General features: G+C 67.6%; 14 protein-coding genes. 7 read left to right on the top strand and 7 right to left on the bottom strand.

What is annotated here, in order from left to right; genetic code table 11:
* The first annotated feature begins 204 nt into the window (after nucleotides 1-204).
* On the top strand, nucleotides 205-1,044 hold the full coding sequence (locus tag ACYVKQ_RS17810; RefSeq protein ID WP_460676914.1) for a histone deacetylase family protein: 840 nt from the start codon (nucleotides 205-207) through the stop codon (nucleotides 1,042-1,044).
* Between the two features lie 49 nt (nucleotides 1,045-1,093).
* On the opposite strand, the gene ACYVKQ_RS17805 is transcribed toward ACYVKQ_RS17810, so the two are convergent.
* The 3 genes from ACYVKQ_RS17805 to ACYVKQ_RS17795 all read right to left on the bottom strand — a co-directional run bounded on the left by ACYVKQ_RS17805 (nucleotide 1,094) and on the right by ACYVKQ_RS17795 (nucleotide 4,229).
* Nucleotides 1,094-1,819, bottom strand: coding sequence for a methyltransferase domain-containing protein (locus ACYVKQ_RS17805; protein ID WP_460676703.1), 726 nt, complete (start codon nucleotides 1,817-1,819; stop codon nucleotides 1,094-1,096).
* An 85-nt stretch (nucleotides 1,820-1,904) separates the two neighbouring features.
* On the bottom strand, nucleotides 1,905-3,020 hold the full coding sequence (locus ACYVKQ_RS17800; RefSeq protein ID WP_460676702.1) for a type III polyketide synthase: 1,116 nt from the start codon (nucleotides 3,018-3,020) through the stop codon (nucleotides 1,905-1,907).
* A gap of 69 nt (nucleotides 3,021-3,089) precedes the next feature.
* A complete protein-coding gene (locus ACYVKQ_RS17795; protein WP_460676701.1) occupies nucleotides 3,090-4,229 on the bottom strand; it encodes an NAD(P)/FAD-dependent oxidoreductase in 1,140 nt (379 codons plus the stop codon).
* Nucleotides 4,230-4,425: 196 nt separating this feature from the next.
* Between ACYVKQ_RS17795 and ACYVKQ_RS17790 the strand changes: the two genes are divergently transcribed.
* Entirely contained in the window at nucleotides 4,426-4,806 is a 381-nt protein-coding gene (locus ACYVKQ_RS17790) for a T9SS type A sorting domain-containing protein (RefSeq protein ID WP_460676700.1), read from the top strand.
* Nucleotides 4,807-5,126: 320 nt separating this feature from the next.
* Here the strand turns inward: ACYVKQ_RS17790 and ACYVKQ_RS17785 are convergent, their stop codons facing one another.
* Together ACYVKQ_RS17785 and ACYVKQ_RS17780 are read right to left on the bottom strand one after the other, a co-directional pair.
* On the bottom strand, nucleotides 5,127-6,230 hold the full coding sequence (locus ACYVKQ_RS17785) for a flavin-containing monooxygenase (RefSeq protein WP_460676699.1): 1,104 nt from the start codon (nucleotides 6,228-6,230) through the stop codon (nucleotides 5,127-5,129).
* 74 nt (nucleotides 6,231-6,304) lie between these two features.
* Nucleotides 6,305-8,407, bottom strand: coding sequence for an FAD-dependent oxidoreductase (locus tag ACYVKQ_RS17780; protein ID WP_460676698.1), 2,103 nt, complete (start codon nucleotides 8,405-8,407; stop codon nucleotides 6,305-6,307).
* 258 nt (nucleotides 8,408-8,665) lie between these two features.
* Between ACYVKQ_RS17780 and ACYVKQ_RS17775 the strand changes: the two genes are divergently transcribed.
* Nucleotides 8,666-10,399: a DUF5723 family protein gene (locus tag ACYVKQ_RS17775; protein WP_460676697.1), complete on the top strand. Its 1,734-nt coding sequence runs from the start codon at nucleotides 8,666-8,668 to the stop codon at nucleotides 10,397-10,399.
* A gap of 80 nt (nucleotides 10,400-10,479) precedes the next feature.
* Here ACYVKQ_RS17775 and ACYVKQ_RS17770 read toward each other — a convergent pair whose 3' ends face one another.
* A complete protein-coding gene (locus ACYVKQ_RS17770) occupies nucleotides 10,480-11,931 on the bottom strand; it encodes an aldehyde dehydrogenase family protein (protein ID WP_460676696.1) in 1,452 nt (483 codons plus the stop codon).
* A gap of 127 nt (nucleotides 11,932-12,058) precedes the next feature.
* On the opposite strand from ACYVKQ_RS17770, the gene ACYVKQ_RS17765 reads away from it, so the two are divergent.
* Together ACYVKQ_RS17765 and ACYVKQ_RS17760 are read left to right on the top strand one after the other, a co-directional pair.
* Nucleotides 12,059-12,592, top strand: coding sequence for a GNAT family N-acetyltransferase (locus ACYVKQ_RS17765; RefSeq protein WP_460676695.1), 534 nt, complete (start codon nucleotides 12,059-12,061; stop codon nucleotides 12,590-12,592).
* A gap of 789 nt (nucleotides 12,593-13,381) precedes the next feature.
* On the top strand, nucleotides 13,382-14,410 hold the full coding sequence (locus ACYVKQ_RS17760; protein ID WP_460676694.1) for a T9SS type A sorting domain-containing protein: 1,029 nt from the start codon (nucleotides 13,382-13,384) through the stop codon (nucleotides 14,408-14,410).
* Between the two features lie 293 nt (nucleotides 14,411-14,703).
* On the opposite strand, the gene ACYVKQ_RS17755 is transcribed toward ACYVKQ_RS17760, so the two are convergent.
* A complete protein-coding gene (locus ACYVKQ_RS17755) occupies nucleotides 14,704-16,428 on the bottom strand; it encodes a T9SS type A sorting domain-containing protein (RefSeq protein ID WP_460676693.1) in 1,725 nt (574 codons plus the stop codon).
* A gap of 262 nt (nucleotides 16,429-16,690) precedes the next feature.
* On the opposite strand from ACYVKQ_RS17755, the gene ACYVKQ_RS17750 reads away from it, so the two are divergent.
* A complete protein-coding gene (locus ACYVKQ_RS17750) occupies nucleotides 16,691-17,842 on the top strand; it encodes a hypothetical protein (protein WP_460676692.1) in 1,152 nt (383 codons plus the stop codon).
* Nucleotides 17,843-17,934: 92 nt separating this feature from the next.
* Nucleotides 17,935-19,113: an MFS transporter gene (locus ACYVKQ_RS17745; RefSeq protein WP_460676691.1), complete on the top strand. Its 1,179-nt coding sequence runs from the start codon at nucleotides 17,935-17,937 to the stop codon at nucleotides 19,111-19,113.
* Nucleotides 19,114-19,197 lie beyond the last annotated feature (84 nt).

Here is a 19,197-nt window from a genome sequence, read left to right as displayed (position 1 = left end):
TTTATTGGCAGTTGGGGCGTTGACGGCGCACGGCGCGCTGATCGGGCCACGCCTTGCGCACGGGCAGGCGGCCGCGCAACCCGGCGCGGGGTTTTGCGGTTGTTGCCCTCTGTGACGCTTCCCTCCTTCTCACATCCGCACCAAGTACCCGTGGCGTGGGCGCCGCTGTACGCGCATCCGCTGCCGCTGGGTCACCGCTTTCCCATGCTCAAGTACGAGCTGCTGCCCGAGCAGCTCATCCGCGAAGGCACCATCCCCGAGGAAAGCTTCTTCGCCCCCACGCCGCTGCCGCCCAAGTACATCCTCGAAACCCACGCGGCCGACTACTACCAGCGGCTGTGCGCCGGGCAGCTCACGCGCCAGGAAGAGCGCGCCACGGGCTTTCCGTGGTCGGAGCAGCTGGTGGCGCGGGAGGTGGCCATTCTGGGCGGCACAGTGCAGTGCGCCAAGCTGGCCCTGCATACCGGCGTGGCGCTGAACGTGGCCGGCGGCACCCACCACGCCTTTGCCGACCGCGGCGAAGGCTTCTGCCTGCTCAACGATCAGGCCGTAGCGGCCAATTACCTGCTGCGCCACGAGGGCATAGCCCGCATCCTCATCGTCGACCTGGACGTGCACCAGGGCAACGGTACCGCCGCCCTGTTTCGCCACGAGCCGCGCGTGTTCACCTTCAGCGTACACGGCGGCCGCAACTACCCGGCCCGCAAGGAGCAGTCGGACCTGGACGTGGCCCTGCCCGACGGCACCGACGACGCCACCTACCTGCGCCTGCTGGCCGATACGCTGCCGCGCCTGCTGGACGAGGTGCAGCCCGAGTTCGTGTTTTACCTCGCTGGGGCCGACGTGCTGGCCACCGACAAGCTCGGTCACCTGGCCCTCTCCCGCGCAGGCTGCCGGCAGCGCGACGAGCAAGTGCTCGGGCTGTGCCACCGCCACGGCCTGCCCGTGGTGGTGTGCATGGGCGGCGGCTATTCCGAGCGCGTGGCCGACATCGTGGAAGCCCACGCCAACACGTTTCGCGTGGCGGCTGGCCTGTGGGGTTGAAGGCCGCCGCGTCGTGGCTATAGCAGGCTTGTGTGCTTTCCGGATGAGCTCATGACTCAGCTGCCCGTCCTTCCACTACCAGCTGCCAGCGAAAGGCCCAGCGCCAGCGCAGTTCGTAGCGCTCAATGCCGGCCTGCCTGAGCAGCTGCTGCCAATCGTGGCGGCGGAAGGCGCGCAGCACCGAGAGCGGGGCGTCGTGCTGTACCAGGTGGGAGCCGCCTAGCAGCCGCGTGAGCCACCGGATGCTGTGGTAGGCCAGCGGGTGGCGGTGCAGGTCGTTGATGACCACGGCCACCCGCGCCTGCCGCTGCCACTGCCGCAGCATCTGCACCAGGTCGGCATCCGGAAAATGGTGGCAGAACAAGCTGCAGGTGATGACGTCCGGGCGGTGCTGGGCAAAATCGGGCGCGAAAATGTCCTGCTGCAGAAAGCGGATTTCCCCGAACGACTGGCTGCGCCCGGCCGCGTACTGCACCATGAAGGCGTTGGCGTCGACCCCGATCAGCTCCACCGGCAGCCGCCGGTCCCGCGCCCAGCGGGCCAGGTGGCGCAATGTATCGCCGCCGCCGCTTCCTACATCCACGATCTGCAGGGGCTGCTGCCGGCCCGGCAGGCGCTGCCACAGGCGCTCCAGGGCGTTGGTCACCACGGAGTAGCCGCCCAGGCGGGTGTTGATGACCTCCAGCTCATCGAGGTTCTGGCGCAGGGCGTCGGAGGCCAGCGTCAGGTCGTCCATCAGTTCCGGCTGCTCAGAGCGGCGCGCGAAGTCGGGCATGGGGTGTTTAAGGCTGAATGGCCGCATGGTGCGCTGACGGCTGGTTCGGTTCCGGCACGCTGAAGCAGTCAGCCATTTGACTGTTTTACTGGTATCGAACGCGCAGCAGCATGGCTTCCAGCGTGAGCCCCGGACCGAAGGCGAAGCTGAGCACCGGCTCCCCGTCGTCGGCCGTGAGCAGGTGGCGCTGCAGCTCGCGCAGCACAAACAGCACCGTGGCGGAGGACAGGTTGCCGACCTCGTGGAGCACGCGGTAGGCGTGGCGGTTGTCGGCGGGCGTGAGGCCCAACTCCTGCTCGATGGCCTCCAGGATGCGCCGCCCGCCGGGGTGAATGGCGAAGTGGCGCACGTCGGGCAGGCGCACGGGCAGGTGGCGCAGCAGCCCGTCGGTGAGCTTGCGGATGCCCTGCTTCACCAGCCGCGGCACGTAGCTCGACAGGGTCATTTCGAAGCCAAAGTCATTGACGTGCCAGGCCATGTCGGCCTGCCCGTCGGGCTCCAGGCCACAGTGAAAGGCGGCTAGCTCCAGATTGGGCCGCCCGGCCACTGGCTGGCCCAGCACCAGCGCCGCCGAAGCGCCGTCGCCGAACAGGGCGTTGGCCACCAAGTGGTCTTCCTCGGTGCGCTTCTGAAAGTGCAGCGTGCACAGCTCGGTGCACACCACCAGCACCCGGGCGCGCGAGTCGGCGCGGCAGAAGGCGTCGGCCAGCTTCAGGGCGTTGAAGGCCGCGTAGCAGCCCATGAAGTTCACGCAGGTGCGCTGCACATCGGGGCGCAGGCCCAGGTGCTGCACCAGCTCAATGTCCAGCCCCGGCGCGTACATGCCCGTGCAACTCACCGACACGAGGTGGGTGATGGTGAGCGGATCTACTTCGGGCGCTTGGCGCAGGCAGTCCAGCGCGGCCTCGGCGGCCAGGGGCAGCGCCTCGCGCCGGTACACGCGCATGCGGGCCCCCACTGTGGGAAAGGGCTCCAGGTCGGGCGTATTCGGGAAGAAGGTGTAGTCCCCGTTTTCGCGGCCGTAGTCGGGCAGCACGGTGTGGCGGTAGCCGATGCCCGACATGCGGTAAATGGCCCGCAGCTTGCGCGAGCCGGCTTCGTCCATTCCGTGGGCCCGGGCCATGAAGTCGGCAATCTGCGGCTGCGGCAGTCGGTGCGCCGGCGTTGCCGTGCCGATGGCGCTGAGGTAGCTGGTGGTCATGCAAGAGCAGTATACGGAAAAAGCCCCCGCCGTAGGTCTACCTCAACCGAAATCCGTGCGCCCCGGCCGCTAGAACGGCTGCCCGTGGGTGCGGCGCATCAGCTCCCGCACCAACCAGGGCGCGTGCCGCACGGTGCCCACCACGGCATCGGTCAGGCGCGGCCCGCCGAACAGGCCCTGCACCCAGCGCCCCACGCGCAGCCGCGCGGCAAAAAGGCGGTGCCAGTCGCGGGTGTAGGCGGCTTCCAGCCCGGCGCGCGTGCACTGCCCGCGCAGAAACGCATCGGCGTGCCCGGCGGCCAGCGCCGCGCCGTGGATGGCCATGGCCATGCCGTTGCCGCACAGGGGCGTGATGAGCCCGGCCGCGTCGCCGCACATGAGCATGTGGCGCTCCACGCAGGTTTTGGGGGCAAAGGAAATTTCGTTGATGACCTCGGGCGCCTCGTACAGCCGCTCCGCCTCTGCCAGCACCCGCCGCAGGTGCGGATTCTGCGCCAGCCCCTCCGCCTCCAGCGCCGGAATGCTGCCGTAGCGCCGCAACTGCTCGCGGGTGGTGAGGTAGCAGAAGCAGTAGCGGCCGGCCTCCACGGCCGAAAGGCCCGCGTAGCCGTCGGTGAAGTTGTGCAGGGCAATCAGGTCGGGTGGGAAGTCCAGCCGCAGGTGGTACTTGACGCCGACGTAGGGCGAGCGTTGCCGGAAAAAAGGGCGGTCGAGCTGCCGGTCCAGGGAGGCGCGCTTGCCGTAGGCGCCCAGCACCACGCGGGCCGTAATCCGCTCAGCGCCCATCAGCCGCACCCGAAACTGGTTGGGATCGGCTTCCAGCTCCACGTCGGCCACGGTTTCGCCCAGCCGAAACCGCACGCCCCGCGCCCTGGCCCGCTCGTAGAGAAATTCGTCGAGGGCGTAGCGGCTCACGCCGAAACCACCCAGATCGAGCGGGGCCGTGAGCGTGCGCCCACCCGGGGCCGACAGCAAAAACTGCGTGATGCGGGCCGGGCCCAGCGCGGCCGGGTCGGCCCCGAGCCGCCGCAGGTACGGCAGCACCTCATTGGATACGTACTCGCCGCAGACCCGGTGAAATGGGTAGTGGCGGCGCTCCACCACCGTCACGGCCCAGCCCCGACCGGATAGATCCAAGGCCGCCGCCAAGCCGGCCAGACCGCCGCCTACAATGAGAATATCACAATCGGGACGGGAGGAGGAAGCCAACGGCGGAACAGGTGAAGCAGCGAAAACGCAAAATCGGGGTTTATTGGTATACGAGTATCGGAAAGCTACCAGACAAGCCCTATATTTTGATAACTTATTTCAAAATAAGCCGTTACTTTTGTGGATGATTTGCGCTCCGGCGCGGCGTCCGCCTTGCCCATTCCCCTTCCGACGCCCTAACAGCTTACCCTTCCTTATGTCCAAACAGCTACTTTATGGTGTCCTGGTGACTGCATTTAGCGTGTGCTGTCTGCAGAGCAGTCTACCGGTGGCAGCTGCCGCTCCGCATCAGATTGCCCCGCGCGCGGCCGCAGCCGGCACCGACGAGAAAAACATCTTGGTGTACCCCAACCCGAGCTCGGGTGTGGTTCATATCTCCGTTACCGGCTTCGAAGGCCGCAAAACCGAGCTGCGCGTGCTGAACGTAATCGGCACCGTGGTATACCGCGAAACCATCACCGAGCTTGACAACCGCTTCACGCGCACGCTCGACCTGGGTCGTTTTGCCAGTGGCCTGTACTACGTCAAAATCGACGCGGACAACAACAGCGTTATGCGTAAGCTGGTCATCCGCTAGCTTGCTGCGCTTCCCCTCGTGGTGCGGGCGGCTTCCTGAACGGGAGGCCGCCCGCGCTGCTTTTGGCACCAATTGCCGCCTCCCAAAGGGCGCAAAAAAGCCCTCCCGGTAAACCGGGAGGGCGGAGGATGCAAACAAACATCCCGCCGCTAGCGGCGGGCGCGAACGGGGACGGGCTGGAGCTGAGGTTTGCGGCCACCCAGAAGGCGGTTCAGCAGCGCGGCCAGTTGTTCGGCGAGCGAATTCAGCGTCATGGAAGAGTGCAAAAAAAGTGAAAGCCTATATGCCAAAGTACGTAGTTTAACCGTCTGGGGCCAGTACTAGTTTCCTTTTTTTCGTTCAACCGCACTCCCGAGCTTCAAAAGCTGGTTTATGACGCGTCGGGCGTCGCGCGCCACGCCGCCCATCAGGGCCGAACCACGACTGTCAAGCCAAGGCAGCCCGAGAAACGCCAGCCCCGGCTGGGGGCTGAGGCCGCGGTGGTGTTGGGGGTAGCCATCGGCACCTAATACCGGTAAGCCAATCCACTGATAATCGGGCCCGAAGCCCGTGGCCCATACCACGGCCTCCAGGGGCGGCGTGCGGTCCGCTTCACCCTCCACAACCAAGCCATTGGCCTGCCGGCCTCGGCCAATAAAGTGCACATTGGGGTAACGCCGGAGCGCGTGCAGGGCATCGGCTACCACGGGTTCGGGCTGACGGTGCATCCAGCCGCCTACCACGCCGTGGCGCGAGGCGCGAAGCAAGCCCAACCCCTTGAGACTTATCCAGGTGGCCGTATTATTCGGCACAGCCTTGGTGCGGGCGTCGAAGGCCACATACACCGGCCGGCCGGTAGCGGCCAGGTCGGCGGCAATCTGCACGGCCGAGTTGCCGCTGCCCACCACGGCCACGGCGCCCTTGCCGGGCAGTTGCGCCGGGTTGCGGTAGGCGCTGCTGTGTACTTGCTGCACCGACGGCGCCAAGGCGCCCGCCCAGCCGGGCACGCGGGGCGCCACGTAGCCGCCGGTGCACACCACCACGCGCCGGGCCACGTAGCGCGTGCCAGCCTGGGTAATGGCCTCAAAGCCGTTGTGGCCGATGGCGCTCAGTTGCACCACGCGCTGGTTTAGGTGCACGTCGAAGTCGAAATGCGCGGCGTAGCGGGTCAGGTAAGCCGCGGCTTCATCCTTGGTGGGGTAGCGCAGGCGGGAGCCGGGCCACGGCAGGCCTGGCAGCCCGCTGGCCCAGGCCGGCGAAAACAGCCGCAGGGAGTCGTAGCGCGTGGCCCACTGCTGCCCCAGGACCGCGGCCTGATCCAGTATGATGCAGGGCACCGCCGCCCGCTGCAGGTAATACGCCGCGGCCAGTCCCGCCTGGCCGGCGCCAATGATGAGGGTATCGGTGCGGTACTCGGGGAGGGCAGGCGCGGCAGTCAGGGGCATAAGGGCCGTAAAAATGCAGAAAAGCGCGCGGCCCCGAAGCAGCTTTGGTGCTCAAGCCGGCCGCACTGGCTCCCTTAACGGATTGCGGTAGCAGCCGGCGGCGCCGCCTGGAAGGGGCGGTGGTCAGCGGTTTCGGCCAGGTCGGCTTTCAGGTGCTGGGCCGTGTGGTGAGCCAGCGCCATGATGGTCAGCATGGGATTGACGCCGCTGCAGGCCGGAAAAGCCGAGCCGTCGGCTACGTACAGGCCGCGCAGTTCGTAGGCTTCGCCGCTGGGGCTGGTGGGGTGGTCGGCGCGGCGCCCGCCCATGCGGCAGGTACTCATCTGGTGGGCGCTGTACAGCCCGAAACGGTTCGGTGACCAGTCGAGTCGGGGCAAGCCGTCGAGCACCGCGGGGTTCTGGATGCGGCCGTCGTGCACCTGCAGCGTGGGCAGCGTGCCGTGGGGCAGCAACACGGTGTGGGCGCCGGCGGCGGCGTGAATCTCAGCGGCCGCGCGCACGGTGGTGAGCATGCTGCGGCGGTCGAAGTCGCTGAGGCGGTAGCTGATCAGGGGTTGGCCCTGCCGGTCGGTGCGCACGCGGCCCCCGTCCCGGTCGCGCGTCAGCACGATGAAGGAGCCCAGGTGCGCGGCCTGCTGCATCAGGCGCTTATGCGTGGCCCCTGAGGTCCAGGGCAGCGTCATGGCCATCAGCCCCAGGTGCGCCGGCGGCGTCTCGATTTTGGCGCCGAAGTTGGAGCCGTTCAGCCGGGTGCAGCTGTCGTTGACCACCGACATGCTGGGCCCAAACCAGGGCTCGATGGGCCACGGGTAAATGCCCGTGACGGCCACCGTGGGGTGCAGGTGCAGGTGCTGGCCCAGGTGCGGGTGGCGCAGGCCGCTGCGCAGCAGCAGGGCCGGCGTCTGGATGGCGCCACCGGCCACCACCACGCGCCGGGCCTGCACCGTCACGCGCACGGTGCGACCGTCGGCGGCGGTGTGCCAGGCCTCGGCGCCAATTACGCGGCCGGCGGCCTGGGTCAGGCGTTCCACGCGCGTGTCGGGCAGCAGGCGGGCACCGTGGGCCGCGGCGGTTTTCAGGTAGGTGTTCAGCGTACCCTGCTTGATGCCGTACCGGTCGCCGAAGGTGCTGAAGCCCAGCCCCCGGAAGTGCGCGTCGGAGTCGTCAAGACCCAGCTCGTTGCGCGGAATCAGGCGCGTGGGCTGGCCAAGGCGCTGGGAGCCATCGAGCAGGGCCTGGTTTTGCCCATTGTGGCGGGCGTAGTCGGTGTTCACGTGCAGGGCTTCCGTCACGGCCTGCAGGCTGGCCTGAAACGCGGGCTGCGTGAAGTGCGGCACGGCGTGGTCGCGGGCCCACTCTTCCAGCACGTAATTGGGGGTGCGAAACGAGCCGGCCCAGTTGACGGTGGTGCCGCCGCCCAGGCAGGAGCCCGCCAGCAGCGTCACGCCGCCGTCGGTGGTGCCCAGCGTGCCGCGCGCGTCGTAGAGCTTGCCGATCATGTCGGCCTCGTGCTGGGTGAAGTCGCAGCCGTGGCAGTAGGGCCCCTTGTCGAGCACCAGCACATCATGGCCGGCCGCGGCCAGCTCGCCGGCCACCACCCCACCTCCGGCGCCGCTGCCGATGACCAACACCTCGCAGGTGTAGTGCACGTCGTGGTCGGGGCGGAGCGTTGGCAACGGCCGCGGGGTGTCCACCAAGCCGTCGGTGAGGGCCAGCGGGCCGGGGTAGCCGGCCGCGCTCCAGGCAGCGTTGGGCGTGGTGGCCGCCGAATCGGCGTAGTACAAAAACGTCAGCAGCTTGCGCAGGGCCTGAAAGCCCTGCCGCAGCGGCGGCAGCGGACTCTGAGCCCAGCGCTGCAGCAGCCGCTCGCGCTCCGCCGCCGTGAGTTGCCCGAACGGCCGCAACGGCCCGCCCCAGCTCAGCCCCAGCAGGCGGCTGTCGAGCAGGGCCAGCAGCTGCCTGAACTGCTGCTGCGCGACGGCCGGCTGGGCGGCCACGGCAGCGGCCAGCAGCTCCAGCCGGACTCCGGCCGAGCCCGCGCGCTGCCAAAACTCCTGGGCAGACGCTGTTTCGGGCAAGGCCGGGATGAACGCATCGGCAAGGGCAAGCAGGGTGTGTTGTTGGGAGGCCGTGAAGTTCATGGGTGAGGCGGCGGGCCGGGAATAAACGGCCGCCATTCAGTGGTGAGAAAAGATAAGTGTTCCGGCTCATAAACTCGGCATGCCGAGTATTTTATTTCGTGCTTTTCCCGCTTGGGGTGCAAGCTGCCGATGGGAACATAGTGGTGGGAAAATACCTGGAAATGGGTATTGTGGAGCCCTGCATTCAGCCCTAGATTTGCAGATTATTGCAACGAATTATTGGCTTATTCTAATTCGCTTGCGCTGCTCACCTCGCTTTTTCTCGCTTTTCGCGCCTTTTGCACCACCTACTGCATGAAACACTTCTCCCCTCGCCTGCTCACGGCGGGCTTAGGCTTGCTATTGCCTTGCGCCGCCGTAGCTCAAAACGCGTTTAGCCCGGCGCACAGCAACTACGCCGGCTTGAGCGGCATGACCTGGAACCCGGCCACCCTGGCCGACAACCGCTACACGTTCCAGCTGCAGCTCATTGGCTTCGATGCGTACGCCACCAACAACGCCTACCGCTACGTGGGGCCCTGGTCGCCGCGCAACACGGGCGCCTCGCTGGACCTGAGCCAGCGCTACCTGAGCCTGCGCGCCGGCGACGACGCCCGGCTGGGCGGCGCCGGCCTGACGGTGCGCGGCCCGGGCCTGCTGCTGCGCCTGAACGCGCGCAATACCCTGGCCGTGAGCAGCCGGGTGCGCGTGGCGGTGCAGGCCAACCAGGCGTCGCCGGACTTTATCCGCAACGCCGTCGACGGCTTCGAGCAGCGCGCCGACGTGCGCAACCAGACGTTCAACCTGAACATGAACGCCACCTCGGAGTGGAACCTGGGCTACGGCCGGGTGGTGCTCGACAAGGAGCGGCACTTCCTGAAGGCCGGCGTGACGGTGCGCCGCCTGAGCGGGTTCGGCTCGGCGTACCTGCAGATGCAGGCCCTCGACTACGAGGTGGTGACGCGCACGGCTGCCACCGGCGACTCTACCCTGCGCATCAAGCGCCTGAAGGGCGGCTTCGGCTATTCCAACCCCGACGCGTTCGACAACTTCGACGCCCAGAAGGCGCTGGACTGGCTGAAGCCCGGCAACGCGCCCGGTAGCGGCTGGGGCCTCGACCTGGGCGTGGTGTACGAGTTCCGGCCGACGCACGACAAGTTTCACTACATCGACAAGAAGGGCCGCGACCAAGTAGACCACTCCCGCAACAAGTACCGCTTCCGGGTGTCGGCGGCGGTGACGGACATGGGGGCGGTGCGCTACCAGAACGCGGTAAACTACGCCGACATCCAGACGGCCAACCTGAGCGTGAGCGAATCCGACGTGGAAGGCCTTGACATCGACAACTTCGACACCCGCATCAACCGGATTCTGCGCACCATCCGCTACGGGCGCGACAACACCCTGAAGGCCAAATTGCCCACGGCCCTGCACCTGGATGTGGACTACCGCCTGCTGGGCAAGCTGTACCTAAACGCCGCCGTCAACCAGGGCATGACGGGCCCGTACGCCGCGGGCATGCGCACTTTCTCCACGGCCACGCTCACGCCGCGCCTGGAAACGAAGTGGTTGGAGCTGGCACCCTCATTTGCGCTGCTGAACAACTACCGCACGTTTGCCACCGGCATGTCGGTGCGCATGGGCCCGCTGCTGATCGGCTCCAACGACCTGTCGGCCCTGTTCGACTCCAGCGACCCGTACGGCGCCAGCGCCTACGTGGAGTTTTCGCTGCTCAACATCGGTAACAGCCGCCACAAGCTGAAAAAGAAAGCCGCCAAGGAAAGCAAGCCGCGCCCGGCCGTGGTGCCCACGGCCCCGCCGGTGCCGGCCCCCGCTGCCACCCCGGCCGTAACGCCGGAGCCAGCTTCCGTGGAGCCCACCCCGGCCGAGCCGGCTGCTCAGCCCGCCGACCCCACGCCCACGCCTGAACCGGCGGCCACCGAGCCCACAACGCCCACAGCCACGCCGGCTGCCGCCCCCACCGAAACGGCCACGCCGGCCGTAGAAGCCCCGGCCGAGCCGCAGAAAACCGGCTCCGGCCCGCGCTAACGTTCTTTCCATGGTGCGTCGCCCCGGCAAGGGCTTCGGGTGCGGCCAGCGCCTGGAGCCTCTGCCGGGGCGACGCCGTTTCAGCCCAGGTAGCGCAGCAATGTATCTACCATGCGGCGCACCTTGGGGGTGTAGGGCGGGTAAAACAGCTTGATGCCGGTGCGGCCCACGCGCTGGCGCAGCACGGCTTTCTCGTTGGAGAAGGCCAGGAAGCCGTAGTGCCCGTGCGCCCGGCCGATGCCGCTGTTGCCGGCTCCGCCGAAGGGCAGCTCGGGGTGGCCCAGGTGCACGATGGTGTCGTTCAGGCAGGCCCCGCCAGCGGGCACGTGCCCGAGCAGGTAGCGCTGGGCCTCGGCACTGCGGGCAAACAGGTACAAGGCCAGGGGCCGGGGCCGGGCGTTGATGAAATCGGCCGCTTCCATGAGCGTGCGGAACGTGACCAGGGGCAGCAGCGGCCCGAAGATTTCCTCCTGCATCAGGCCGCTGTCCGGGGGCACGTCGGTCAGCACGGTCGGCTCGATAAAGCACTGGCTTTGGTCGACGCCGCCGCCCAGGGCCACGGTGGCACCGCGGCGTTGCGCGTCCTCCAGCAGCCCGGCCAGGCGCTGGAAGTGGTGGCCGTTGACGATGCGCGCAAACGAGTCGGAGGCCGCTACGCCGGCGCCGTCGGCGTCGTAAAAGCGGCTGAGCACCCCGCGGATTTCCTGGATCAGGGCCGGCTGCACGCTTTCGTGCACCAGCAGGTAATCGGGGGCCACGCAGGTCTGGCCGGCGTTGACGCACTTGCCCCACACGATTTTCTCGGCCGCGTCGCGCAGGTTGGCCGAGGCGTCCACCACGGCCGGGCTCTTGCCGCCCAGCTCCAGCGTGACGCTCGTCAGGTGCTCGGCGGCGGCGCGCATCACCACCTTGCCCACCTGCGGCGAGCCGGTGAAGAAAATGTGGTCGAAGGGCAGGCGCATCAGGGCGGTGGCCACGTCCCGGTCGCCTTCCACCACGCACACCTCGGCGGGCTCAAACAGCTCCCCGACCATGCGCGCCAGCAGCGCCGACACGCCCGGCGTCATCTCGGAGGGCTTGAGCACGCAGCAGTTGCCGGCCGCCAGCGCCGAGACCAGCGGCCCCACGGCCAGGTAAAAGGGGTAGTTCCAGGGCGCCATGATCAGGGCCACGCCCTTGGGCTCGTACTGCACCCAGGAGCGCGTGCCGAGCAGGGCCAGCGGCGTGCCCACGCGGCGCGGGGCCATCCAGCGCTTCAGGTGCTGGAGCGCGTGGCGGATTTCGGCCTGCGTGGCGTACACTTCCGTCACGTCGGTTTCGGTGGCGGGCTTGCGAAAATCCTGGTGCAGGGCCTGCTGAATGGCTTCCCGGTTGCGCCCGATCCAGTCGTGCAGGCGCTGCAGGCGGGCGGCCCGTGCCGGGGCATCTTCGCGGCGCAGGGCGGCGCTGCGGGCTTGCTGGTGGGCGAACAGGGTGGGCAGGGTCTCGGCGAGGGCGGCGGCCGGCGGACCGGAAGGGACGGGGGCAGACATAAGCACAAAGAGCCCAACGCGCGGGCCTTGGCCTAAGTTACGCGGAAAAGGACGCGCTTCGGCGCGCTTGCCGCCCGCCGGGCGCGTATCTTACGCAGGCTTACGCTTCTGCACCGCTATTCCGCGCATGGCCAGTACTCCTCAGCTGCTTCAGGGCACCCTCGTGACCTTACGCCCGCTTACCCCAGCCGACAAAGACCTGTTTTACCAGTGGGCCGTGCGCTCCGACGCAACGCCCTTCATCTTCGGCGTCGACAACGGGCCGGGCCTGCCCACCTGGGAAGAGCTGTTCACCGATTACCAGCCGCACTACTTCGATGGCTCCGACCCCGCGCTGGGCCAGTCGTTTGGCATCATGGTGGGCGACCGGCTGATCGGGCAGGTGAACTACGACAGCATCGACCCGCTCGACAACTCCGCGGAGCTGGACATCTGGATTGCCCAGAGCCCCGATACCAGCCGTGGCTACGGCACCGACGCGCTCAATACCCTGGTCGAATACCTCTTCTCTCAACTCGGCGTGGAGTTGTGCACCATCGTGCCGGCGGCCTCCAATACCCGGGCCGTGCGCACCTACGAAAAGGCCGGCTTCCGGCTAGCCCGCGAGGTCACGCACAACCAGGTGCGCTGGCTGCATATGGAGCGGCAGCGCCCGGCTTAAGGCTGGTTCCGGCCGCTGAAAGTTTTGCACAAGTTTTCCACAAGCTGTGCATTACCCCGACATTCAAAAAGTAAATCATTGACAATCAGCAGCAAGATTCGCCACTTATAAATAATATCGGCTAATTCACGCCGGCTCAGCGGCAGCCCTGACGCGGAGTGCCACGAAGGGCGGTGGCAGCTAGCTTGAAATGCGGGGGCGAAACAGGGGCGGTCGTCTGCCAACGTTGGTGCAATGTCACCATCCGATAAGGCGCGCCAGCACCGGGCTTGGCGGCCATAGATGCTTCGTCCCGAGTGCCCTCATCGGCCTTTTCCTATCCTCTTCACCGCACGCCCAGGCGCGGCGCCTTTGCCTGGTGCCTGACCGGGAAACCCTGTTCTTGCGCAACACCGCCGGCAGCGTGTTTTCGCTCGGCCCGCTACGTACCCCTGGCCGGGGTGCGCTACTGCGCCATTGTGGGGGAGGCTGGTACCCGCGCACCGGCTCTCGACGCCGGGTGTCGTGAGCAACACCCTGTCCGGGCTGGTCTTCGGCCGGTTTCAGCAGCGAGCCGAGGCCGACGCTTGGCTGAGCAGCGTCTCTTAAACAGCCGCTTACGAAGCGCTGCCCCCCTCGACAATGGGCCCGCGGCGGCGCCGGCAACGTTCCCGACATCGTTTGCGCAAATAAACCAGGCGTCCGGGCACTGCTTCTGCCGGGGATTTAGGAAAATTAGATCGGCGTGCACCGTCAACTGCGCATTTTTCGCTTTCGCCGCGCCAGCCCGTCATTCCCACTCCCTTTTTTATGAAAAAAACATTACTCACCAATCTGGCTAACCTCTTGCCGGCGCATTCGGCTGCCCAAGCCACGGCTCTTGTATTTGGTCTGGCACTGGCCGGACAGGCCCAAGCCCAAACCCAAGTATACCAGCACTGGCCCCTGAAAGCCAGCGCCCAGGACAGCGCCGCCGTGCGCTCGGCCGGTGTCACGGCCAGCACGCCCACGCTCAGGCGCCTGGTAGTGTCGGATGGCTCTGCGCTGGCAGCAGCCCGGCCGTACTCGGCCCTCTACGGCCAGGCCATTGCTCCGCAAGCTCCGGGCGCGGGCTGGGGCACGGCAGCCGGCGGCCCCGGCGGCACGCTAAAGCGCGTTTACTACGAGCAATTCACCGTCACGGCAGCTGCGGGCCAAACCGTGCGCGCCGACTCGGTGCTGGTGACGGCGGGCTTCCTGACCACGGACAGCAACACGAACATGGCCGTGGTGTATTCGCGGAGCGGTTTCGTGTCGGACTCCACTGACGTGACCGGGGGCAAAGGCCCGGCCGGCACCCTGCCGGCCACCAACACCGGCGGCTTCCTGACGCCGGTGTCGCTGCTGCGCATCCCGGGTAATACCGTCAACAACAACAACTACCGCTTCGCTCTCAACGGTGCCAACGGCGTGACGCTCACGGCCGGCCAGACGCTGACCGTGCGCCTGTACTTCAGCTGCAGTAGCACGGGCACTAACTCGCGCTTTGCACTGGTGAAGGACGTCATCGTGAAGAGCCGCCAAGCCGTGGTAACGGCCGGCCGTCCGCTGGCCGCCATCAAGCCGCTCACGGCTTTCCCGAACCCGGTGCAGAACGAGTTGCAGCTGCAGCACCCGGCCACCAAAGCGGCCGGCAGCGTGGCCGTGTACTCGGCTACCGGCAGCCGCGTAGCCCACTTTGCCACCCAGCCGAACACCAGCGCCACGGTGCTGCCCCTGAGCGGGCTGCCCCAGGGCATCTACCTGGTGGAGTACTCCGATGGGCAGCAGCGTCTCACCTCGCGCATTGTGAAGCAGTAACCCGGCGGCCTTTTAGCCCCAGGCACCGCGCCGCCGGACTTCGGTCCGGCGGCGCGTTTTTTTGCTTCCTAGCAGCCATTGTTGTGTCAATCAGTGGGGCGTCGTCGCGGTCCGGGCGACGCCTGGCAACGGACTCTCAGTTCTGCTTCCTTCCGAGGCTCGTGGTTTCAGCAGAACCTGCCGGACGGCCTGCGGTGGCGTGGCGCTACGTCGCGTTGCAACCGGCCGCAAGCGCAACGGCGGCGCCCGGCCAATGAGCCGAACGCCGCCGTTGCGCTTGCGGCAGGAGTTGCTTATTGCTTGACGATTTTGGTGGTCAGGCGGGCGTGCTCGTCGGCGAAGAGGAGCAGGTAGTTGCCGGCGGGCAGGCCAGCCAGCGGCAGGTGCGTTTCGGCGGTGCCGGCGGCGCTGGTGTAGCGGGCCACCACCTGCCCGCTGAAGTTGTATACCGTGACGCGGGCGGTGCGGCCGGCCAGCGGGTGGCGCAGCGTGAGCTGGTCGGCCGCGGGGTTGGGGTACGCCACCAGGGCCTCGGCAACGGCAGCGCGGCCTTTGGTGCTCAGCACGGCCGTGGTAAGGCCGTTGAGGTAGTTTTCGAGCATGGTGTAGCCACCCTGGCCCACGCGGCTGCGGTCGGCGGCATCGTTAGGATTCAGGCCGTTCTGGGTTTCCCACTGGTCGGGCATGCCGTCGTGGTCCGTGTCGAGGGGGGCGGGGCCGCAGGTGAGCACCGGCCAGGCGCTCTGCGAGGTGCTGTAGGGCGTGCCGTGCGGGTAGCCGCCCTGCACATCAATAATGCGGCCTGTGCGCTGGCGCACGTTGTTGATGATGCGCTGATCCAGCGTGTCGCGGGCAGGCAGCACGCAGCCCACTCCCTGCAGCACGGCGTTGTAAGCATCCTGGGCCGACTGCGTTGGGATGGGAATCAGCGGGAAGGGCGTGGTGGCGCGGGCCTGGGCCGTATCGGCCGCCGAGCCGCCGTTCATCACCGCGCCCAGCCAGTTGCGGTTGGTGACGGCGGGGCTGCCGTCCACGTAGTTGCCGGTGAAGTAGTACTTGCCGTAGGGCAGCGCGGGCGCCGAGGCCTGCTTGTAGGGGTTCAGGATGCGAAACCGGACGCTGGTGCTCGTGCTCGGGCCGTACTTGTAGTAGTTGCCCACCACGTTGTAGTTGGCCCCTTCGCCGCCGTACACGTTGTTGGAGCCCCAGTTGTAGAGCACGTTGTTGCGGAAGTCGCAGTTTTCCCAGTTCACCTGGTTGATGTAGCGGCTGCCGTTGAAGCGCGGCGTGCGGCTGAGGCAGTGGGCAAACAGGTTGTGGTGAAAGGAGGCGTGCGCGCCGCCCCAGATGCCGCCGTAGCCGTGCCGCTGGTAGTCGGTGTCGCCGGTTTCGAAGTGGTAGGAGTAATTCAGCGGCTCGCTGATCAGGTTCCACTGCAGGGTGGTGCTGTCGCCGCTGTACACGGTGAAAGCTTCGTCGTTGGACCAGCTCATGGAGCAGTGGTCCACGACGATGTTTTTGTAGCCAGTGCCGCTGAGGCAGTCGCCGTCGCCCGAGCCGTTGACCATGCCCAGGTTCTGAAACCGGTCGCCGAGGCGGAAGCGCAGGAAGCGGATGATCAGGTTATTCGCCGAGATGCTCACCGGGTGGTCGGCCAGGCAGATGCCTTCGCCGGGCGCCGTCTGGCCGGCAATGGTGGTGTTGGGCTTGTTGATGCTCAGCCGCGAGGTGAGGCGAATGGTGCCGCACACCCGAAACACGATGGTGCGCGAGGCCGCCGTCTGCGTCAGGGCGTAGCGCAGGGTGCCCGGCGTGGTGGCCGCCCCGGGAGCATCCGACAGCGAGGTGACTTCAAACACGATGGTGGGCGCCGCGGCCCGGCCGCGGCCGCCGGTGGTAAACTTGCCGGCGCCTTCGGCCCCCGGAAAGGCCACCTGCTGGGCCGGCAGCACGGTGGGGGCCAGTAGCAGCAGGGCCGCCGCAGCGGCCGCGCGAAGCAGCGTAAAAGTTGGGGTCATACGGGAAATAGAAGAGGCGGAAGGACGCGCCGGGCCGGGCAGCCGCCGCAGCTTCGCCCCGCTGCCCAAAGCGCTTGAATACAAACTAATACTAGCGCCTGCGGGCCGCCGAAACCGGGCGGCGGCAAGGATTTATTTGCGCAAACGATGTCGGGAACGTTGCCAGCCGCGGCCGCCGGTTGCCGCGCCCGAAGCGCGGGCTGAACTTGCGCGGTAGCCGGCCGCGTTAGCCCTGGGCCGCCTCACGGTTTTTGCTTTGCTGTTGTCCTCGCTTATCGCCTTTCTGAAGTCCACCACCGGGCGGCCGCGCCTGCTGCTCGGCCTGAGCCTGCTGCTCGCGGCCTGGCCGGTGCCGGCCCAGACGCCCCGCCCCGCAACGCCTTCCCCTACCCTGGTGCTGCAGCCGGTGCCCGCGGCCATTACGCCCACGGAGTTCTACGTGGCCGCCGTGCTCGACGAGCGCCCCGAGCGCCGCGCCGTGGCGCAGATGCTGGCCCGCCCGGCTCAGCCCGCCCAGCCCGGCACGATCCTGCAGGCCGTGGACCTGACGGGCGGCGCTCTGGCGAGCATCCGCCAGTTTATGGCCCAAAGCGTGCCGCACAACGCGCGCCTGCGCCCGCTCACCATCCGGCTGCGCGAGTGCCGCATCCGGGAAACCAACGGCGCGCCGGGCTGGGCCAACGGGCAGCTGGCCCTTTCCCTGGCCTTCGAGTGGCAGCGCGAGGGGCAGACGATTCCGCTGACGACTTATACTGGCGCGGCGCGCTATATGCGGCCGCTCAACGGCTCGTTTGCGCTGGCCGGCCCCGTGCTGCAGCAGGCACTGGTGGAAGCCCTGAAGTACCTGAACGTGTGGATGAACCGCGAAGCGGCCGTCAACGCCAAACTGGCTACCCGCCTGCAGGTGCACACGGGCAGCTTGCCCTTCGTGCCCGACGCGGATACGCTGTATTACTCGCCGGCCCATCCGCTTTCCCTCGACGACTTCCTGGCCGTGCCCCGGCCGGCGGGGCGCTTTGCGGCCTCGGTCTTTCCGAGCTTCGCCTACACGGCACAGGCCCAGACGAAGGCCGGCGTACTGCACCTGCGCCTGCAAACCAAGGTGTTCGTGGTGCGCACCTCCTCCTGGGTGCTGCCTTCGGCCCGCACGGCGTATACCCTCAACCACGAGCAGCGCCACTTCGACCTGGTGCAGGTGGTGGCCGAGCGCTTCCGGCGCAAAGTGACGCCGGACAGCCTCTCGCTGGCCAACTATGACGCGCGCATGCAGTACCAGTTTCTGCAGTCGTGGCGCGAGATGAACCAGTTGCAGGAGCAATACGACGCGGAAACCGACAACGGCCTGAACGAGGCCGCCCAGCAGCGCTGGAACGAGCGCATCGAAGCGGATCTGCGCCGCTACGGCGTGAAGTAGCGCGGCGGCCCAACGCCTGACCATTACCGAGAGTGAGCCGGCGCCGGCGGAATGGCTGCGGCCTACCTTTGCGGGCAGTTTTGCAAGGCTATATGACGAAGGAGCAGGCCGCGGCCACGCGGGCGCGGGTGGCTGTTACGCTGTATTTTCTGGTGTCGGGCTTTGGGTTTTCTACCTGGGCCTCGCGCATTCCCACCATTCAGCAGCAGCTGGGGCTTAGCGAGGCCGCATTGGGCTCGGTGCTGCTGGCCCTGCCGGCGGGGCTGATGCTGACCTTGCCCGTTACGGGGCTGCTGTTGCAGCGCTTCAGCAGCCGGCAGATTATGCTGCTGGGGGCGGTGCTCTACAACGTGGCCCTGGCCCTGCTGGGCTTCGCGGCCCATACCTGGCAGCTGGTGGCGCTGCTGTTCTGCTTCGGCTCCTCGCGCAACCTGCTCAACATCTCCATGAACGCGCAGTCGGTGGGCGTGCAGGCGCTGTACCCGCGCTCCATCCTGGCCACCTTTCACGGCGTGTGGAGCGTGGCCGGGTTTGGGGCGGCGGCCCTGGGCGCGGGCTTGGTGGCGGCGGGCGTGGGCCCGAACTACCATTTTCTGGCCGTGGCGGTGGCCCTGACCGGACTCGCATTGGCGTTTTTTCCCGGCAGCCTTTCGTTGCCGGCCACGCCCCGGGAGCCGGGCCGCCCGGCCTTTGCCTGGCCCGATAAGTCGCTGCTGCCGTTCGGCATCATGGCCTTTGCCTCCATGGCCTGCGAAGGCACGATGTACGACTGGAGCGCCATCTACTTTGCCAAGGCCGCGCAGGCGCAGGTGGGCACGGTGGGTTTCGTGGTGTACATGGTGGCCATGACGGCCGGGCGCTTTCTCGGCGACGCGCTGGTGAGCCGCTACGGGGGGCGCCCGCTGCTGCGCGGCAGTGGCCTGCTCATGACGGCGGGCCTGCTGCTGGCCGCCGCCGTGCCGCAGCCCTTGGTGGCGGGCCTGGGCTTTGCGCTGGTGGGGCTGGGCGTGGCCTGCGTGGTGCCGCTGGTGTTTGGCATGGCCGGGCGCACCAGCGCGCTGAGCAGCGGCGCGGCCATTGCGGCCGTGTCCACGGTGGGCTACTTCGGCTTTCTGGTGGTGCCACCGGTAGTGGGCTTCGTGGCCGAGGCGGCCGGCCTGCGCTGGGCCTTCGGGCTGATGGCCTGGCTGGGGCTGGTGCTCTACGCGCTAGTGAGCCGCCTGCGGCCCGCTGACGGCGCGGCTCACCCATCGCCCGGGGCCGTGGACTAAAATCCATCAGGGACGAGAAGCAAAAAGCCACCGGTTCCGGGCATTTGCCCGGAACCGGTGGCTTTTTAGCGTTGTGGCCACGCG

It is taken from the genome of Hymenobacter coalescens, assembly GCF_054783195.1.
This window is presented reverse-complemented; position numbering and strand designations above follow the sequence as displayed.

Excerpts from the sequence above, each read along its gene's own strand:
- ACYVKQ_RS17745 (WP_460676691.1), top strand. The coding sequence starts at position 17,935 with ATGACGAAGGAGCAGGCCGCGGCCACGCGGGCGCGGGTGGCTGTTACG.
- ACYVKQ_RS17790 (WP_460676700.1), top strand. The coding sequence starts at position 4,426 with ATGTCCAAACAGCTACTTTATGGTGTCCTGGTGACTGCATTTAGCGTG.
- ACYVKQ_RS17785 (WP_460676699.1), bottom strand. The coding sequence starts at position 6,230 with ATGCCCCTGACTGCCGCGCCTGCCCTCCCCGAGTACCGCACCGATACC.
- ACYVKQ_RS17770 (WP_460676696.1), bottom strand. The coding sequence starts at position 11,931 with ATGTCTGCCCCCGTCCCTTCCGGTCCGCCGGCCGCCGCCCTCGCCGAG.
- ACYVKQ_RS17805 (WP_460676703.1), bottom strand. The coding sequence starts at position 1,819 with ATGCCCGACTTCGCGCGCCGCTCTGAGCAGCCGGAACTGATGGACGAC.
- ACYVKQ_RS17760 (WP_460676694.1), top strand. The coding sequence starts at position 13,382 with ATGAAAAAAACATTACTCACCAATCTGGCTAACCTCTTGCCGGCGCAT.
- ACYVKQ_RS17765 (WP_460676695.1), top strand. The coding sequence starts at position 12,059 with ATGGCCAGTACTCCTCAGCTGCTTCAGGGCACCCTCGTGACCTTACGC.
- ACYVKQ_RS17775 (WP_460676697.1), top strand. The coding sequence starts at position 8,666 with ATGAAACACTTCTCCCCTCGCCTGCTCACGGCGGGCTTAGGCTTGCTA.
- ACYVKQ_RS17810 (WP_460676914.1), top strand. The coding sequence starts at position 205 with ATGCTCAAGTACGAGCTGCTGCCCGAGCAGCTCATCCGCGAAGGCACC.
- ACYVKQ_RS17800 (WP_460676702.1), bottom strand. The coding sequence starts at position 3,020 with ATGACCACCAGCTACCTCAGCGCCATCGGCACGGCAACGCCGGCGCAC.
- ACYVKQ_RS17755 (WP_460676693.1), bottom strand. The coding sequence starts at position 16,428 with ATGACCCCAACTTTTACGCTGCTTCGCGCGGCCGCTGCGGCGGCCCTG.
- ACYVKQ_RS17780 (WP_460676698.1), bottom strand. The coding sequence starts at position 8,407 with ATGGCGGCCGTTTATTCCCGGCCCGCCGCCTCACCCATGAACTTCACG.